13 protein-coding genes are annotated in these 16,311 nt (G+C 59.0%); 10 read left to right on the top strand and 3 right to left on the bottom strand.

What is annotated here, in order from left to right; all coding sequences use genetic code 11:
- The first annotated feature begins 129 nt into the window (after positions 1-129).
- Both manA and SCU88_RS10950 read left to right on the top strand, forming a co-directional pair.
- Positions 130-1,305, top strand: a complete 1,176-nt coding sequence (gene manA, locus SCU88_RS10955) for a mannose-6-phosphate isomerase (RefSeq protein ID WP_138097315.1) — start codon at positions 130-132, stop codon at positions 1,303-1,305.
- 150 nt (positions 1,306-1,455) lie between these two features.
- A complete protein-coding gene (locus SCU88_RS10950) occupies positions 1,456-2,997 on the top strand; it encodes a DUF945 family protein (protein WP_175341401.1) in 1,542 nt (513 codons plus the stop codon).
- Between the two features lie 194 nt (positions 2,998-3,191).
- Here the strand turns inward: SCU88_RS10950 and malI are convergent, their stop codons facing one another.
- On the bottom strand, positions 3,192-4,235 hold the full coding sequence (gene malI, locus SCU88_RS10945; protein ID WP_175341400.1) for a Mal regulon transcriptional regulator MalI: 1,044 nt from the start codon (positions 4,233-4,235) through the stop codon (positions 3,192-3,194).
- Positions 4,236-4,393: 158 nt separating this feature from the next.
- Here malI and malX point away from each other — a divergent pair, with 158 nt between their 5' ends.
- The 3 genes from malX to add all read left to right on the top strand — a co-directional run bounded on the left by malX (position 4,394) and on the right by add (position 8,849).
- On the top strand, positions 4,394-5,989 hold the full coding sequence (malX, locus tag SCU88_RS10940; protein WP_175341399.1) for a maltose/glucose-specific PTS transporter subunit IIBC: 1,596 nt from the start codon (positions 4,394-4,396) through the stop codon (positions 5,987-5,989).
- A gap of 46 nt (positions 5,990-6,035) precedes the next feature.
- A complete protein-coding gene (locus SCU88_RS10935; RefSeq protein ID WP_175341398.1) occupies positions 6,036-7,211 on the top strand; it encodes a PatB family C-S lyase in 1,176 nt (391 codons plus the stop codon).
- A 636-nt stretch (positions 7,212-7,847) separates the two neighbouring features.
- Positions 7,848-8,849 (top strand): adenosine deaminase, encoded by a 1,002-nt coding sequence (gene add / locus SCU88_RS10930; RefSeq protein WP_175341397.1) that lies wholly within the window; start codon positions 7,848-7,850, stop codon positions 8,847-8,849.
- Between the two features lie 15 nt (positions 8,850-8,864).
- On the opposite strand, the gene SCU88_RS10925 is transcribed toward add, so the two are convergent.
- Together SCU88_RS10925 and SCU88_RS10920 are read right to left on the bottom strand one after the other, a co-directional pair.
- The gene (locus SCU88_RS10925) at positions 8,865-9,851 is read right to left on the bottom strand and encodes a bile acid:sodium symporter (protein WP_175341396.1); all 987 of its coding nucleotides are present in this window, start codon (positions 9,849-9,851) and stop codon (positions 8,865-8,867) included.
- Between the two features lie 94 nt (positions 9,852-9,945).
- Positions 9,946-10,986 carry an oxidoreductase gene (locus SCU88_RS10920; protein WP_175341395.1) on the bottom strand — a complete coding sequence of 347 codons (1,041 nt, stop codon included), beginning with the start codon at positions 10,984-10,986 and terminating at the stop codon, positions 9,946-9,948.
- 391 nt (positions 10,987-11,377) lie between these two features.
- Here SCU88_RS10920 and SCU88_RS10915 point away from each other — a divergent pair, with 391 nt between their 5' ends.
- From SCU88_RS10915 to rsxD, 5 genes are all read left to right on the top strand, one after another.
- Positions 11,378-11,818, top strand: a complete 441-nt coding sequence (locus tag SCU88_RS10915; protein WP_138097305.1) for a DUF2569 domain-containing protein — start codon at positions 11,378-11,380, stop codon at positions 11,816-11,818.
- 79 nt (positions 11,819-11,897) lie between these two features.
- Entirely contained in the window at positions 11,898-12,479 is a 582-nt protein-coding gene (rsxA, locus tag SCU88_RS10910) for an electron transport complex subunit RsxA (RefSeq protein WP_138097304.1), read from the top strand.
- Complete coding sequence (rsxB, locus tag SCU88_RS10905) at positions 12,479-13,057, top strand: electron transport complex subunit RsxB (protein ID WP_175341394.1); 579 nt, start codon at positions 12,479-12,481, stop codon at positions 13,055-13,057. Before rsxA ends, rsxB begins: the two co-directional genes overlap by 1 nt.
- Positions 13,050-15,257, top strand: coding sequence for an electron transport complex subunit RsxC (gene rsxC / locus SCU88_RS10900; protein WP_175341393.1), 2,208 nt, complete (start codon positions 13,050-13,052; stop codon positions 15,255-15,257). The genes rsxB and rsxC overlap by 8 nt, the downstream gene beginning before the upstream one ends.
- On the top strand, positions 15,258-16,307 hold the full coding sequence (gene rsxD, locus SCU88_RS10895; RefSeq protein ID WP_175341392.1) for an electron transport complex subunit RsxD: 1,050 nt from the start codon (positions 15,258-15,260) through the stop codon (positions 16,305-16,307).
- Positions 16,308-16,311 lie beyond the last annotated feature (4 nt).

The raw sequence follows: 16,311 nt of genomic DNA, 5'->3' as shown, positions 1-16,311 counted from the left end.
CACACAATCATACACATCTTCTTAACAAAAACTGAGACTAGTACGACTTTTTGTTGTGCCTGGTTACTTCATTCAAGGGAACTGGTTTAATAACGTCAGACTTTTTCGATCAATTACAGGGCATTGATAATGCAAAAATTAATCAATTCAGTGCAAAATTATGCCTGGGGCAGCAAAACAGCGCTAACCAGACTATACGGCATCCCGAATCCCGACAATCTGCCAATGGCGGAATTGTGGATGGGCGCGCATCCTAAAAGCAGTTCCCGGGTGGCGATGGCCGATGGTAGCGAACGCCCCCTGCGCGCGCTTATTGATGAACAGCCTGAAAAGCTGCTCGGCGATGCGGTAGCCCGGCGTTTCGGCGAACTGCCCTTTCTGTTTAAAGTACTGTGCGCCGACCAGCCGCTCTCAATTCAGGTACACCCCAACAAGCAGGCTTCCGAAATCGGTTTTGCTAAAGAGAATGCCGCCGCTATTCCGCTGGATTCGCCGCAGCGTAATTATAAAGATCCCAATCACAAGCCCGAGCTGGTTTTTGCGCTCACCCCTTTCCTGGCGATGAACGCCTTTCGTGAGTTCAGCGAACTCCTGCCCCTACTCCGGCCGGTAAAGGAAGCGCACCCTGCTATTGAACGCTTCCTGCAACAGCCTGATGCCTCTCAACTGCGCGAACTGTTTGCCGGCCTGCTGAATCTGGCAGGCGACGAAAAACGCCAGGCGCTGGATATCCTGAAAGCCGAACTGAACAACCAGCAGGGTGAGCCCTGGCAGACCATTCGCGCCATCGCGGAGGTTTACCCGGACGACAGCGGCCTGTTTTCGCCGCTGCTGCTCAACGTGGTGAAGCTGAACCCCGGCGAGGCGATGTTCCTGTTCGCCGAAACGCCCCATGCCTATCTGCAGGGCGTGGCGCTGGAAGTCATGGCCAATTCCGATAACGTGCTGCGCGCCGGTCTGACGCCGAAATATATCGATATTGCGGAGCTGGTGGCCAACGTGCGCTTCACGCCGCGCGCCGCCGATACCCTGCTGACCCAGCCTGAACAGCATGGGGCGGAGCTGGACTTCCCGATTCCGGTGGATGATTTCGCCTTCTCCCTGCACGACCTGGGTGCCGCCCCGGCTTCGCTGAGTCAGCAGAGCGCCGCGATTCTGTTCTGCATTGAGGGGGAAGCGCAGTTGGAAAACGGCGGCCAGACTCTCACCCTCAAACCCGGGGAGTCGGCCTTTGTTCCGGCCAGCGACGGCCCGGTTAACGCCAGCGGTAGCGGCCGCCTGGCCCGAGTCTATAACAAACTCTAATCTTTCAGGGCGCCATCCGGCGCCCTTTCTCTCTTTTTCCCTGAGCCACGAATAAGTTACTGAATTTTTATACGGAGATTGTTAAGCTTTTTTGGAAGGCTGTTACATTCTGCCGGGCCCCTGCGTCCGGTCTCATAGGGAAACGAATTTATGAAAAAATCTCTGGTTGCCGTAGGTGTTGTTGTTGCGCTGGGTGTCGTCTGGACCGGTGCCTCCTGGTATACCGGCAAACAGCTGGAGCAGCGTATCGCCCAGGCGGTCGCCGATGCCAACGCGCAGATCAAGCAGACCGCGCCGCAGTCCGGTCTGGTCCTCAGCTATCAGGATTATCAGCGCGGCCTGTTCTCCAGTCAGTTGAAGCTGGCGCTGAAAACCGATCCCGCCGCGCAGAAAAGCTGGCTCCCGGCAGGCAGCACCATTCTGCTCGATGAAAAAGTGGATCACGGCCCCTTCCCGGCCAGTCAGTTGAAGAAATTCAACCTGCTGCCCGCCATGGCCTCGGTACAGACCACGCTTATCAATAACGACACCACGAAGTCGCTGTTTGAAAGCACCGGCGGCAAATCCTTTATTGATGTGGATACCCGCGTCGGCTACAGCGGCGATACCTCGTCGGATATCGCGCTGCGCCCGCTTGAGATGACCCACGAGAAAAACAAAGTGGTATTCGGCGGTGGTGAATTTACCGCAGACGTCAGCCGCGACGGCGATACCATGGCCCTTAAAGGCGAAGTGGGCAACGCCAGATTCACCGGCCCTAACGAGTACGACCAGCAGGTGGGTATGGCGATCGACGGCTTTAATATCGACGGTGAAACCAGCATGACCGACTTTAAAGAGCGGGTCGGCAACCAGAAGCTGAACGTCGATAAGCTGACGCTGAGCATCGAAGGTAAGGATATGGCGACTCTGGAAGGACTGGCGCTGAATGCGGTCTCCCGGGTGGAAGAGGATGGCAAGCATCTGGGCGGCCAGCTCGACTACACGCTGAAGGCGCTGCAGGTTCAGAACCAGAATATGGGGAGCGGAAGCCTGATGCTGAAGGCCAGCCGCATTGACGGCGCCGCGCTGCATGAGTTCAGCCAGAAGTATAACGCCCAGGCTCAGGCATTACTGGCGGAGCCCGGCATGATGGAGGATCCCGAACGCTATCAGCAGCGCGCCACCGATATCCTGCTGGCTAACCTGCCAATTTTGCTGAAGGGCGAGCCGCAGGTTTCCGTCGCGCCGCTGAGCTGGAAGAATGATAAGGGGGAAAGCACCCTGAACCTGAATCTGACCTTCAAACAGCCGCAGCATCAGGCGCAGCCCCAAACGCCTCAGCAGGCCGCCGACGGCATTATCAAAACCATGGACGGCAACCTGACCATTCCGATGCCGATGGCCAAAGCGCTGATGACTCAGGTGGCGAAGCTGGAAGGCTATCAGGATGACCAGGCGGCGAAGCTGGCTGACCAGCAGGTTCGTGGCCTGGCGGCGATGGGAACCATGTTCCACCTGACCAAACAGCAGGATGATAACATCACCAGCGTGCTGAAATACGCCGATGGTCAGATCGATCTCAATGGCGAGAAGATGCCGCTGGAAGCATTTCAGGGAATGTTCGGTCTGCCTCTGGATAACGGAACCCCGGCCCAGCCGGAGCAGCCGCAGACCCCGACACCGTTCCCGCCTCAGTCCGGCGGACAGTAATTCGTGAGCGGCCTGCGGGCCGCTTTAGGTTGATGGCAAAGAGGCAAAAACGTGGTTTTTCCCTCTTTGTGGTTGAGCTGCCGAAAATCAATGAATTGATTTTCCTTGTTTATTTTTCTGGTGATTCTGGCCGAACGCGTTCGGCCCAGGTTTGTCATCAGTCTCGAGCGACCTGCGGGCCGCTTTTTTATGGTTTATCGTTCACCTCTTTCCTGCACCACCAGCCGCGGCGGAACGCCCGACGGCTCAAGGCCAGGCTGGCGCTCTCCGCTTCCCATCTGCAACACCCGTAGTGCCGCGCTGCGCCCGGTTTCACTGGCAGGTGTCGTCACCCAGGTCACCGGCAGCGCCTCCAGCGAGGCTTCCGGTACATCGGCGAAGGCCGCCAGTTCAATGCGGCTTTCATAATAGCTTTCCAGCCCGCCCTCACCGCTGCTGCGCCCCACCCGCTGCAGGCCGAACCAGGCGCCGGTCGCCACCCGACTGTCATGACACACCACCGCCGTGATCCCTGTATTTCGACGCAACAGCGTCACCAGCGCTTGTGCCGCGGGCTGCGGGCCGGATTCGCACTCCATCACCTGATCGCTATGAAACGGCAGCCCGTAGCGCAATAGCGTGGCACAAAAGCCCCCCAGGCGTTCGGCCCTGGTCAGCGAGTCGCTGCGCCCGCCAAGCCAGGCGATACGCTGATGCCCCTTCGCGATCAGATGTTCAGTCAGCATGCGCGCAGCCTGCATATTATCCGGGCTGATCATCTCAGGCGAATCAGGATGACTGGCGCGATCGGCGTAGACCAGCGGGATTCCGGCGCTGGCGGCCCGCTCTCTGAGTCCGGCGTCGGGTGTCGGGTAACCGGCGATCACAATACCGTCCACTCCCTGCTCCAGCAGGCTTTCAGCGCTGCGAACAAGGCTGTGCCCATCGCGCCCGCCCGGAGCCAGCAGCACCATCCGGCCCTGATGCTCCAGCTCTTCGATAAGCCCTGCAAGCAGACCGGCATAGAATGGCGCGCCGGGATCGCGCACGATTAGACCAATAGTGCCACTCTGACCGCCGCGCAGCGCCGCCGCCTGACGGTTACGCACAAAGCCCAAACGTTCAATAGCGGCATTAACCCGATCGCCGGTCGCGACCGAAATACGTCCCTTGCCGCTTAATACCAGCGACACCGTACTGACGGAAACCCCCGCCGCCACGGCAACATCGGTAATGGTGACCCTTTTATGCAGTGTCATAATCGCTCTGTGTTTGTGATCGTTAAAACGTTTTACCTAAAATGAGATTCAAATTCCTTGCGGTCGATCGCCTTATGAGATCGCCGCCGCAATAAACTTAAGTAAAACGTTTTATCCTGCGCGGCAAATATCACCTATTTGCGTGCAGGGAGTCGTGTATGGCGGCCAGTCAAACTCAAAAGATTACGCTCTGGGAGTTTTTCCAGAACCTCGGTAAAACCTTTATGCTGCCGGTGGCGCTACTGTCGTTTTGCGGCATTATGCTGGGCATCGGCAGTTCATTAAGCAGCCACGATGTCACCACGCTGATCCCGGCGCTCGACACGCCGGTGCTACAGTTGGTGTTCACCTGGATGGCAAAAGTGGGCTCTTTCGCTTTTACCTTCCTGCCGGTGATGTTCTGTATCGCTATTCCGCTGGGGCTGGCCCGGGAAAATAAAGGCGTGGCGGCTTTCTCGGGCTTCGTCGGCTTTGTGGTGATGAACCTTGCCGTTAATTTCTGGCTGACGGCCAAAGGGATTCTGCCCACCAGCGATCCGGCGCTGCTCAAGGCCAATAATATTCGCGACACCCTCGGAATCGCCTCTATCGATACCGGGATCCTCGGGGCGGTTATCGCTGGCATTATCGTCTGGATGCTGCATGAACGCTTTCACAATATCCGCCTGCCGGATGCCCTGGCCTTCTTCGGCGGCGCCCGCTTTGTGCCTATTATCACCACCCTGGTGATGGGCGTGGTGGGGCTGGTGATTCCACTGATCTGGCCGGTGTTCGCGGCAGGTATTAACGGTCTGGGATATATGATCAACAGCGCCGGAGATTTCGGCCCGATGATCTTTGGCACCGGCGAACGCCTGCTGCTGCCCTTTGGGTTACAGCACATTCTGGTGGCGCTAATTCGCTTTACCGACGCGGGCGGCACCATGGACGTCTGCGGCCACAGCGTCAGCGGCGCCCTGACTATCTTCCAGGCCCAGTTGAGCTGCCCTGAAAACCGCGGTTTTGCCGAAAGCGCCACCCGCTTCCTCTCCCAGGGGAAAATGCCGGCCTTCCTTGGCGGCCTGCCTGGCGCCGCGCTGGCGATGTATCACTGTGCCCGCCCGGAAAATCGTCATAAGATCAAAGGGCTGTTGATTTCCGGCGTTATCGCCTGCACCGTGGGCGGCACTACCGAACCGCTGGAGTTTCTGTTCCTGTTTGTGGCCCCTGTCCTCTATCTGATCCACGCCCTGCTCACCGGTCTGGGCTTTACCGTCATGGCGGTACTGGGGGTGACCATCGGCAACACCGACGGTAATGTCATCGACTTTGTGGTGTTCGGTATCCTGCACGGCCTGTCGACGAAATGGTATCTGGTACCGGTGGTAGCCGCCGTCTGGTTTGTGGCTTACTACCTGATCTTCCGCTTCGCGATTCAGCGCTTTAATATCAGAACGCCGGGCCGCGATATTGAAAGCGTTAGCGCTGACGCGTCCCAGGTTCCGGCTACCGTCACCGGCAAGTCAGGCTACGACAGCCCGGCTATCCTGGCCGCACTGGGCGGCGCCGACAATATTACCTCTCTGGACAACTGCATCACCCGCCTGCGTCTGTCGGTAAAGGATATGAGTCTGGTCAATAGCGACGCTCTGAAGGCTCTGCGCGCTATTGGCGTGGTGCAACTAAATCAGCACAGTCTGCAGGTGGTGATCGGCACCCAGGTCCAGTCGGTTAAAGATGAGCTACAGACGCTGATGAACAGCGTTGAAGCCTGATATTCTCGCCCCTTCACACGAAGGGGCCATCCGTTTCAGAGGTTATATGTTCGATTTTTCACAGCCCGTCGATCGTCACGGCACCTGGTGCACCCAGTGGGACTACGTCGCCGACCGCTTCGGTACTGACGATCTGCTGCCATTTACCATCTCCGATATGGATTTCCCCACCGCCCCCTGTATCCTGGAAGCGATGCAGCAGCGCCTGAATCACGGCGTGCTGGGCTACAGCCGCTGGCAACAGCCCGACTTCACCGGCGCCATCCAATACTGGATGTCCAGCCGCTTCGCAAGCCAGGTAGCGCCACAGCAGCTCGTCTACGGACCGTCGGTTATCTATATGGTTTCCCAGCTTATCCGTCAGTGGAGTCGCGAGGGGGATGAGGTGTTGATTCATACCCCAGCCTACGACGCCTTTTATAAAACGGTTGAAGGCAATCAGCGCCAGGTACTGAGCGCGCCGCTGCGCCTGAACCAGGGTGAATGGCAGTGCGATATGGCGGAGCTGGAGCAACTGCTGGCGCGCGACCGCTGTACCCTGATGCTGCTGTGCAGCCCCCATAACCCTACCGGCAAAGTGTGGCGGCGTCAGGAGCTGGAACAGATGGCGCAGCTGTGCGAGCGCCATGGGGTGCGCGTTATCAGCGATGAAATTCATATGGATATGACCTGGAATGGTGCGCAACACATTCCGTGGTGTCAGGTGGCGGGCCGCGGAGACTGGGCGCTGCTCAGTTCGGCGTCCAAGAGCTTTAATATTCCGGCCCTGACCGGCGCCTGGGGAATTATCGCCGGGGATAACGCACGGGAGCATTATCTGACGGCGCTGAAGAGTCGCGACGGCCTCTCTTCCCCCGCCGTGCTGGCGCTGGTCGCCCATATCGCCGCCTATCGCGAAGGCGCGCCCTGGCTGGATGCCCTGCGTGAATATCTGATGGAAAATCTGCGCTGGGTATCTGACACCTTAAATAACGCCTTCCCCGCACTTAACTGGTCTGTGCCCCAGGCGACCTATCTGGCCTGGCTGGATCTACGCCCGCTGGGGCTTGACGATGCGGCACTACAGGAGAGGCTGATCGGTCAGCAAAAGGTCGCCATTATGCCCGGTGCCACTTATGGCCCCGAAGGCGCCGGTTTTCTGCGCCTGAATGTCGGCTGTCCGCGGGTCAAACTGGAGCAAGGCGTCACGCGGCTGATTGCGGGTATAACGTCGCTACTGTGATGGAAGACAAATCATTACTTTTCTTTAAGGGAAATCTTAACAAGTAGCCACACTCATACGCCCGTTCTGGCATGATACTCCCGAGGTTCGACACAACCTCTGTTACATGCCAAACCCTTTTCATTAGCCGACCTGTGTCATGCAGGTCGGCACTTTTTTGCCAATAAAAAACCAGCCCGAAGGCTGGCAAAAGAGGCGGCTATATACGGCGAAGGTCATTGGCTGGTCTCACCGTGACCTGCGGGCGTTGTGTCCCAACACATGGGCAGACCATTTCCGCCCCGTCTTTAGACGGGAGCGCCGACGAATCCATGTTAATTTAGTTGATATTCCAGTGCGATACGAAGCCTGAGAGAACCTGGCTCCGTTGTCGGATGCGCCGGAACGGCGCGACTGCAGTGCCACCATACAGGACGTACCTGGAATGATGGCCTGCAGGCAATATAACAACCCAACTAAGATTTTTCCATGATTTTAGTATTAAATATATGTTAAATGTCTTTATTAATTAGTATCTTGCTGGTTATTCAACCATTTTCGCCATTGGCGCGTCAGATTTTGCCGGGTAGCGGATGTCGATTTCACCCTAAACCCTTATACTGTAGCGCACCGTAAAGCAGACTAAAGAGTGCGACCATGATTGACTCCTCCCTCCCGTTAACCGACCTGCATCGCCACCTCGACGGCAACATTCGCGCCGAAACCATTCTCGAGCTTGGCCGCGAGTTCAATCTGGCCCTGCCCGCCGATTCGCTGGAAGCGCTGCGCCCTCATGTCCAGGTCACTGAAACCCAGCCGGATCTGGTAAGTTTCCTGGCGAAGCTGGACTGGGGCGTGAAAGTCCTCGGCTCGCTGGAGGCCTGCCGCCGGGTGGCCAGGGAAAATGTGGAAGATGCCGCCCGCCAGGGGCTTCATTATGTGGAACTGCGCTTTTCGCCGCGCTATATGGCGATGACCCATCACCTGCCGGTGGCCGGCGTTGTGGAAGCGGTTATCGACGGCGTGCGCCAGGGCTGTCGCGACTACGGGGTCGAAGCCCGGCTGATCGGTATTCTGAGTCGCACCTTTGGCGAGGCCGCCTGTGAAGAGGAGCTGGAAGGACTGCTGAGCCACCGCGATCGCATTACCGCGCTGGATCTGGCGGGCGATGAGCGCGGCTTCCCCGGCCAGCTGTTCGTGGATCACTTCCGTCGCGCCCGCGACGCAGGCTGGCGCATTACGGTACACGCTGGCGAAGCCGTCGGGCCGGAAAGCATCTGGCAGGCGATTCGCGAGCTGGGCGCCGAACGTATCGGTCACGGCGTTCGGGCCGTAGAGGATGCCGCGCTGATGGATTATCTGGCTGAACATCAGATAGGCATTGAGTCCTGCCTGACTTCAAATATTCAGACCAGTACCGTACCGAGCCTGGCGCAGCATCCGCTGGCGCGTTTCCTGGATAGCGGCATTCTGGCGACCATCAACACCGACGACCCCGCCGTTCAGGGGGTGGAGATCCGCCACGAATATCTGCAGGCGGCTCCCCTGGCCGGGCTCAGCGCCGCCCAGGCTCGCCAGGCCCAGCAGAACGGCCTGACTATCGCCTTCCTGAGCGACGCCGAAAAACAGGCACTGCGCGCTAAAGTCGCCGTAGCCTGACCCTCACTGCCCGGCTTAACGGTCGGGCTGGTTCTGCTTCAGGCGCCGGGCGTAGCGCTGCGCCAGCACGGCGCACACCATCAGTTGAATCTGGTGAAAAATCATCAGCGGCAGTACCATCATTCCCACGCTGGCGGCCGGAAACAGCACATTCGCCATCGGCACGCCATTGGCCAGACTCTTCTTGGAACCACAAAACACAATGGTAATTTCATCTTCGGTGTTAAAACCAAGCAACCGCGCCGCCAGGGTATTAACCACCAGCACCACCACCAGCAGCACCAGCGAACAGATCAACACCCACAGTAGCGCATAACCGGTGACCTGGTGCCAGATCCCTTCGCTCACCGCTTCGCTAAAGGCCACGTAAACCACCAGCAGGATCGACGAACGGTCGGTCAGATTGATCAGGCGACGATGGCGATCGACCCAGCCGCCAATCAGTGGCCGCGCCAGATGCCCCACCACAAAGGGCACCATCAGTTGCAGCACGATTTTGCCAATGGCGTGCAGCGTATCGGTATCCCCCTGCTGGGTATGCATCAACATCCCCACCAGCACCGGCGACAGAAAAATCCCCAGAATACTGGATGCCGAAGCGCTACACACCGCCGCCGCCACGTTGCCCCCGGCCACCGAGGTAAAGGCGATGGCCGACTGCACGGTAGCAGGCAGCGCACATAAATAGAGGAACCCCAGTACCAGCGGCGGGGGCAGAATGGTCGGGGGCAGCAGATTCATCGCCAGCCCCAGTAGCGGAAACAGCACGAAGGTGCTCAGGAACACCACCAGGTGCAGCCGCCAGTGTCCGGCACCGGCAACAATCGCCTCACGCGACAGCTTAGCGCCGTGCATAAAAAACAGCAGCGCAATCGCCGCCGTGGTCAGCATCTCAAAACCGTTTTGAATCTGCCCCTGAGCCGGAAACAGGGAAGCAATCACCACCACCCCAATCATGACCACTAAAAAGCGATCGATTTTCAGACGCTGTAACCAGCCCATCGTAAGTCCTTGTTGTTATTCATTCGGGCGATTGTAGCAATAGCGGCAGGAAAAGCGAGGGCAGCGGGACGCCGCCCCCGAATCTGTGGCGGGCTTAGATCAGGCTGAGGGTGGAACGATGTCGGGCGGAATCGATGCCAAGTTCAATCAGCTCCATGACCCGAATCGCCTGGCTGGCCGGAACCGGGTTCTCCCCCTGTCCGTTCAGCGCATCGCGAATGGCGGCATAGTAAGCGGGATAGTTGCCGGGTACCGTCAGCAACGACTGTTCGGCCATCAGGTCGCCCTGGGCCAGGGTCAGGGTTCCGTCACGCATATCGTAGCCCCAGTCTTCCAGCGGCGGACGCTCGCCGGCCTTCAGGCGATCTTCCTGGGGGTCCAGTCCCCATTTTACGTAGCTGCCACGGGTGCCGTGCACGATATAGCGCGCCGACTCCGCCGCCGCCAGCATCGAGGCATGCAGCACCACCCGCCGCTGCGGATAGTGCAACACCGCGTGGAAATAGTCCGTGGTCTGCGCGCCGGGGCGTAATTGCGCCAGATCGACCGTCATGCTGACCGGCAGGCCAAACAGCACAAGCGCCTGGTCCAGAAGATGCGGCCCCAGATCGTACCAGATGCCGCTGCCTACGCCAGCCTGTTCACGCCAGCGATCGCGCACCTGCGGACGAAAGCGATCGAAGTGCGACTCCATATAGGCCACTTCCCCCAGAGAGCCCTCTTCAATCAGCTTTTTCAGCGTCAGGAAGTCGCTGTCCCAGCGGCGGTTGTGGAACACCGAAAGCAGCAGTCCGCGGCTTTTAGCCAGCGACTCCAGTTCGCGGGCCTGTGACAGTGTCACTGTAAAAGGTTTATCCACCACCACATGCTTACCGGCCTCAAGGGCGGCCTTTGCCAGTGGATAATGGGTATCATTGGGGGTCGGGATAACGACTACATCAATCTGCGGATCGTTAAACAGCGCCTGGGGAGTGGCAACCACTGGCGTTGATGGCCAGTCGGCCTGCACTTTGGCTTCATCGCTGCTGGAGATTGCCGCCAGGGTCATGCCGGCGGTACCGGCAATTAGCGGCGCGTGGAAGGTCTTACTGGCGTAGCCATAACCCATTAATCCGACTCGGATAGTGTCACTCATTACAGATTCTCTCCCGTTGGTGGACCCGGACATTTCACACCATTCACTGCAACGCCTCAACCGCTGAACCGCCAGACTGCGTATTTTAGCGCTCCGGACAGTGCCGGCATAGCTGCTACAGCAACGCAGTGAAACTTAAAAATCAATAGAATAGCGAGTCGTGAAAAATTTTCTGACCATTTGAATTACACGTTAAAAGCTGCCCGCGAGATCATGGATATTTATTGTATAGCCGCTTGCCCCCGGCGTTGTTCTGTTCAATTCCGATCGGGTACCCGAACCGGTCTGGCGCTTCCCGGAGCAGGCCTGGTAGTATTTTCCAGGAATTGGCTTATAATCCCCGCGGCGTCGTATTCCGGCGCCGCTGTTGTCTATGATTTCCGGAGGAAAAATGACCATCACTCAGGCACCGCGTATCGGAGGCTGGCTCTATATTCCCCTCGCCTGGCTATTGCTGACGCTGCTCAGCACCGGGGTCGCGCTGGCGCTGTATGCGATGGTTTTGATCTCTGCTGATGCGCATCAGGCCATCCGTCTGCATAGCGGCGGTCAGATCTCTCTCTGGTATCTGTCGCTGTTCAGCACCCTGGTGATGTGGTGTTATACGCTGTGGCTGGCCATCGCCTTCTTTAAGCGGCGCGGGCTGGTGCGTAAACACTATATTGTCTGGCTCCTGATTGGCGTGCTGCTGGCGCTGAAGAGTTTTGCGTTTTCACCCATTAGCGATGAACTGGCGCTGCGTCAGTTGCTGTTCCCGCTGCTCGCTGCCGCGATACTGGCGCCCTGCTTCCGGCGCTCCGCCCGGGTAAAAAACACATTTGTTAATCCATAAAATAACCCCACAGAGTTGCGGTTGTCGCTATCGGCCATTTGGCCGATAATAGGCGGCTTTTTTTAATTCAGGTCGAATCATGGCTGACTATCTGCTTTTGTTTATCGGTACCGTTCTGGTCAATAACTTCGTTCTGGTGAAGTTCCTTGGCCTGTGCCCGTTTATGGGGGTATCGAAAAAGCTGGAGACGGCGATTGGCATGGGACTGGCGACCACGTTCGTAATGACCCTGGCCACCGTCTGCTCGTGGCTGATCAACACTTTTGTACTGGTTCCTCTGGATCTGCTCTACCTGCGCACCATGTCATTTATTCTGGTGATCGCCGTCGTGGTACAGTTCACTGAAATGGTGGTGCGTAAAACCAGCCCGGCCCTCTATCGCCTGCTTGGCATCTTCCTGCCGCTTATCACCACCAACTGCGCGGTGCTGGGGGTGGCGCTGCTGAGCATCAACCTGAATCACAGCTTCCTGCAGTCCGCCCTGTATGGCTTTTCAGCCGCCGTAGGCTTTTCGCTGGTGATGGTGCTGTTCGCCTCGATTCGCGAACGTCTGGCGGTGGCTAACGTGCCGCTGCCCTTTAAAGGCAACGCCATTGCGCTAATCACCGCAGGACTGATGTCTCTTGCCTTTATGGGCTTTAGCGGTTTGGTAAAATTCTGATGAGTATGATCGCGATTGCCGTTCTGGTTCTGACCCTGCTGGCCCTGGTGTTCGGCCTGCTGCTGGGCTACGCCTCGCGTCGCTTTGCGGTGGCAGAAGATCCGATAGTCGATAAAATTGACGAACTTCTTCCCCAGAGCCAGTGCGGACAGTGCGGCTATCCCGGCTGCCGCCCTTACGCGGAAGCGGTCGGTAATAACGGCGAGAATATTAACCGCTGCGCTCCCGGTGGCGAAGCGGTGATGAACAAGATAGCTACGCTGCTGAATGTGGATCCCCAACCCATTGACGGCGATGACGAAGCCGCCCAGCCGGTACGTATGCTGGCGGTCATTGATGAGAACAACTGTATCGGCTGTACCAAGTGCATTCAGGCCTGCCCGGTGGACGCCATTGTCGGCGCCACCCGCGCCATGCACACCGTGGTCAGCGACCTGTGCACCGGCTGTAACCTGTGCGTCGATCCCTGCCCCACGCACTGCATTGAGCTGCTTCCGGCCCCCACTACGCCCGATAACTGGAAATGGGATTTGAACACCATTCCGGTGCGCGTGATTCCGACAGAACAACATGCTTAAGTTATTTTCCGCCTTCAGAAAAGAGAAAATCTGGGATTTCCACGGCGGGATTCATCCCCCGGAAATGAAAACCCAGTCCAGCGGCACCCCGCTACGTCAGGTGCCGCTACCGTCACGGCTGGTGATTCCGCTGAAGCAGCATATCGGCCAGCAGGGCGAACTATGCGTCGCCGTGGGTGACAGCGTGCTGCGCGGTCAGCCGTTAACCCGGGGCAATGGCCGTATGCTACCGGTGCACGCGCCGACCTCGGGCACCGTGACGGCCATTGAGCCTCATGTTGCCGCCCATCCTTCCGGACTGATGGAGCCCGCCATCGTCATCGAAGCCGATGGCGAGGATCGCTGGATCCCACTGGAAGGCTGGAGCGACTATCGGCACCAGAGCCGGGAGGCGCTAATCGCCCGTATCCACCAGTTCGGCGTCGCCGGGCTGGGCGGTGCGGGCTTCCCTACCGGCGTCAAACTACAGGGCGGCGGCGAGGCGATTAAAACCCTGATCATTAACGCCGCTGAATGCGAACCCTATATCACCGCCGATGACCGTCTGATGCAGGATTGCGCCGCGCAGATCGTCGAAGGTATCCGCATTCTGGCCCATATTCTGCAACCGCGCGAAACCCTGATCGGTATTGAGGATAACAAGCCTCAGGCCATTTCGATGCTGCGCGCGGTACTGGCGGATGCCCACGATATTCAACTGCGGGTGATCCCCACCAAATATCCTTCCGGCGGTGCCAAACAGCTTACCCAGATACTGACCGGACACCAGGTTCCCCACGGCGGACGTTCGTCCGATATCGGCGTACTGATGCAGAACGTCGGGACCGCTTATGCGGTGAAACGCGCGGTGATTGACGGCGAGCCGCTGACTGAGCGCGTAGTCACTCTGACCGGCGAAGCAGTAGAGCGCCCTGGTAACGTCTGGGCGCGGCTGGGTACTCCGGTGCAGCATCTGCTGGATTTTGCCGGTTTTCGCGCCAGTCAGAAGCCGATGGTAATTATGGGCGGCCCGCTGATGGGCTTTACTCTGCCCTCGCTGTCAGCGCCAGTGGTCAAGATCACCAACTGCCTGCTGGCTCCTTCCGCCAGTGAGATGGGCGAGGAGCGCCCCGAACAAAATTGTATTCGCTGCAGCGCCTGCGCCGATGCCTGCCCTGCCGATCTGCTGCCCCAGCAGCTCTACTGGTTCAGTAAGGGACAGCAGCACGATAAAGCCACGGCGCACCATCTGTCCGACTGCATTGAATGCGGCGCCTGCGCCTGGGTCTGCCCCAGCGATATTCCGCTGGTACAGTACTTCCGTCAGGAAAAAGCAGAAATCCGCGCCATCGCCGATGAAGCCCGACGCGCCGCCGAGGCAAAAGCGCGCTTTGAGGCGCGCCAGCAGCGCCTTGAGCGTGAAAAAGCGGCCCGTAAGGATCGCCATAAGCAGGCCGCGGCACAGCCCTCCACTGGCGATAAAGATGCTATCCAGGCCGCGCTGGCCCGGGTGAAGGCAAAGAAAGCCGATGCCGCACAGCCGGTGGAAGTTCAGGCTGGCGCCCAACCGGATAACAGCAGCGTTATCGCCGCGCGAGAAGCCCGCAAAGCCGAAGCCAGGGCACGTAAAGCGCAGCCAAACGAAGCCCCTGCCGCCGCTGATGCCGATCCGCGTAAGGCCGCGGTAGAAGCCGCTATCGCCCGCGCCAAAGCCCGCAAGGCCGCGCAGAATCAGGCTCAGCCAGAACAGGCCGAGGAGAGCGCGGCTGAACAGCCCGCCGCCGATCCGCGCAAGGCTGCGGTGGAAGCCGCTATCGCCCGCGCCAAAGCCCGCAAGGCCGCGCACAATCAGGCTCAGTCGGAGCCAACTGAGGAGAGCGTGGCTGAACAGCCCGCCGCCGATCCGCGCAAGGCCGCGGTGGAAGCCGCTATCGCCCGCGCCAAAGCACGTAAGGCCGCGCAGAATCAGGCTCAGCCGGAACAGGCCGAGGAGAGCGCGGCTGAACAGCCCGCCGCCGATCCGCGCAAGGCCGCGGTAGAAGCCGCTATCGCCCGGGTTAAAGCACGTAAGGCCGCGCAAAATCAGGCTCAGCCGGAACAGGCCGAGGAGAGCGTGGCTGAACAGCCCGCCGCCGATCCACGCAAGGCCGCGGTAGAAGCCGCTATCGCCCGGGTTAAAGCACGTAAAGCCGCACAGCAGCCAGTGGTCCACGAGGAATAAATGGTTTTCAGAATCGCAAGCTCCCCCTATACCCACAACCAGCGCCAGACCTCGCGCATAATGATGCTGGTTATTCTGGCCTGTATCCCGGGGATCGCTACACAGCTCTGGTTCTTCGGCTGGGGAACCCTTATCCAGTTGATACTGGCCGCTGCAGCTGCGGTCTCAGCAGAAGCCTTGGTCATCAGACTCCGTCATCAGTCCTCAGCCATTCTCGGGGATAATTCGGCCCTGCTGACCGGCCTGCTGCTGGGCATTAGCGTTCCACCATTGGCCCCCTGGTGGATAGTGGTACTCGGCACCGTATTTGCCGTGATCATTGCTAAACAGCTCTATGGTGGCCTGGGCAACAATCCGTTTAACCCGGCGATGATTGGCTATGTCGTGCTGCTTATCTCCTTCCCGGTTCAGATGACCAGTTGGTTGCCGCCCCAGAGCCTGGCCGCTTCGGTTCCCGGGCTCGTCGACGCGCTAAGCGTGATTTTTCGCGGCCAGACCCCGGACGGTCTGACGATGAACGCCCTGCGTATGGGGATCGACGGCATTAGCCAGGCGACGCCGCTGGATACCTTTAAGACCGGCCTGCACGCCGGACAGAGCGCGGAAAACCTGCTTCAGGCGCCGATCTACGGTGGCCTGCTGGCGGGCGTGGGCTGGCAGTGGGTCAACCTTGCTTATCTGGCAGGCGGTCTGTTCCTGCTGTGGCGTAACGCCATCCGCTGGCACATTCCGCTGGCCTTTCTGGCGTCGCTGCTGGCGTGCTCTACCCTGGGTTGGTGGTTTGCCCCAGAGAGCTGCGCCTCGCCGCTGATACACCTGTTTTCCGGAGCCACTATGCTTGGCGCCTTTTTTATCCTGACGGATCCGGTGACCGCTTCCACCACCAACCGTGGCCGCCTGCTGTTCGGTGCGCTGGCGGGCCTGCTGGTCTGGCTGATCCGCACCTGGGGCGGTTATCCGGATGGCGTGGCCTTCGCCGTACTGCTGGCCAATATTACCGTGCCGTTAATCGATCACTACACCCGCCCCAGGGTTTATGGTCACCGCTAAGGAG

It is taken from the genome of Jejuibacter sp. L23 (genome assembly GCF_050815825.1).
In the GTDB taxonomy this organism is placed as follows: Bacteria; Pseudomonadota; Gammaproteobacteria; order Enterobacterales; family Enterobacteriaceae; genus Jejubacter; species Jejubacter calystegiae.
This window is presented reverse-complemented; position numbering and strand designations above follow the sequence as displayed.

What these genes read in the sequence shown, in the direction of transcription:
- manA (WP_138097315.1), top strand. Translation starts at nt 130, where the DNA reads ATGCAAAAATTAATCAATTCAGTGCAAAATTATGCCTGGGGCAGCAAA.
- SCU88_RS10950 (WP_175341401.1), top strand. Translation starts at nt 1,456, where the DNA reads ATGAAAAAATCTCTGGTTGCCGTAGGTGTTGTTGTTGCGCTGGGTGTC.
- malI (WP_175341400.1), bottom strand. Translation starts at nt 4,235, where the DNA reads ATGACACTGCATAAAAGGGTCACCATTACCGATGTTGCCGTGGCGGCG.
- malX (WP_175341399.1), top strand. Translation starts at nt 4,394, where the DNA reads ATGGCGGCCAGTCAAACTCAAAAGATTACGCTCTGGGAGTTTTTCCAG.
- SCU88_RS10935 (WP_175341398.1), top strand. Translation starts at nt 6,036, where the DNA reads ATGTTCGATTTTTCACAGCCCGTCGATCGTCACGGCACCTGGTGCACC.
- add (WP_175341397.1), top strand. Translation starts at nt 7,848, where the DNA reads ATGATTGACTCCTCCCTCCCGTTAACCGACCTGCATCGCCACCTCGAC.
- SCU88_RS10925 (WP_175341396.1), bottom strand. Translation starts at nt 9,851, where the DNA reads ATGGGCTGGTTACAGCGTCTGAAAATCGATCGCTTTTTAGTGGTCATG.
- SCU88_RS10920 (WP_175341395.1), bottom strand. Translation starts at nt 10,986, where the DNA reads ATGAGTGACACTATCCGAGTCGGATTAATGGGTTATGGCTACGCCAGT.
- SCU88_RS10915 (WP_138097305.1), top strand. Translation starts at nt 11,378, where the DNA reads ATGACCATCACTCAGGCACCGCGTATCGGAGGCTGGCTCTATATTCCC.
- rsxA (WP_138097304.1), top strand. Translation starts at nt 11,898, where the DNA reads ATGGCTGACTATCTGCTTTTGTTTATCGGTACCGTTCTGGTCAATAAC.
- rsxB (WP_175341394.1), top strand. Translation starts at nt 12,479, where the DNA reads ATGAGTATGATCGCGATTGCCGTTCTGGTTCTGACCCTGCTGGCCCTG.
- rsxC (WP_175341393.1), top strand. Translation starts at nt 13,050, where the DNA reads ATGCTTAAGTTATTTTCCGCCTTCAGAAAAGAGAAAATCTGGGATTTC.
- rsxD (WP_175341392.1), top strand. Translation starts at nt 15,258, where the DNA reads ATGGTTTTCAGAATCGCAAGCTCCCCCTATACCCACAACCAGCGCCAG.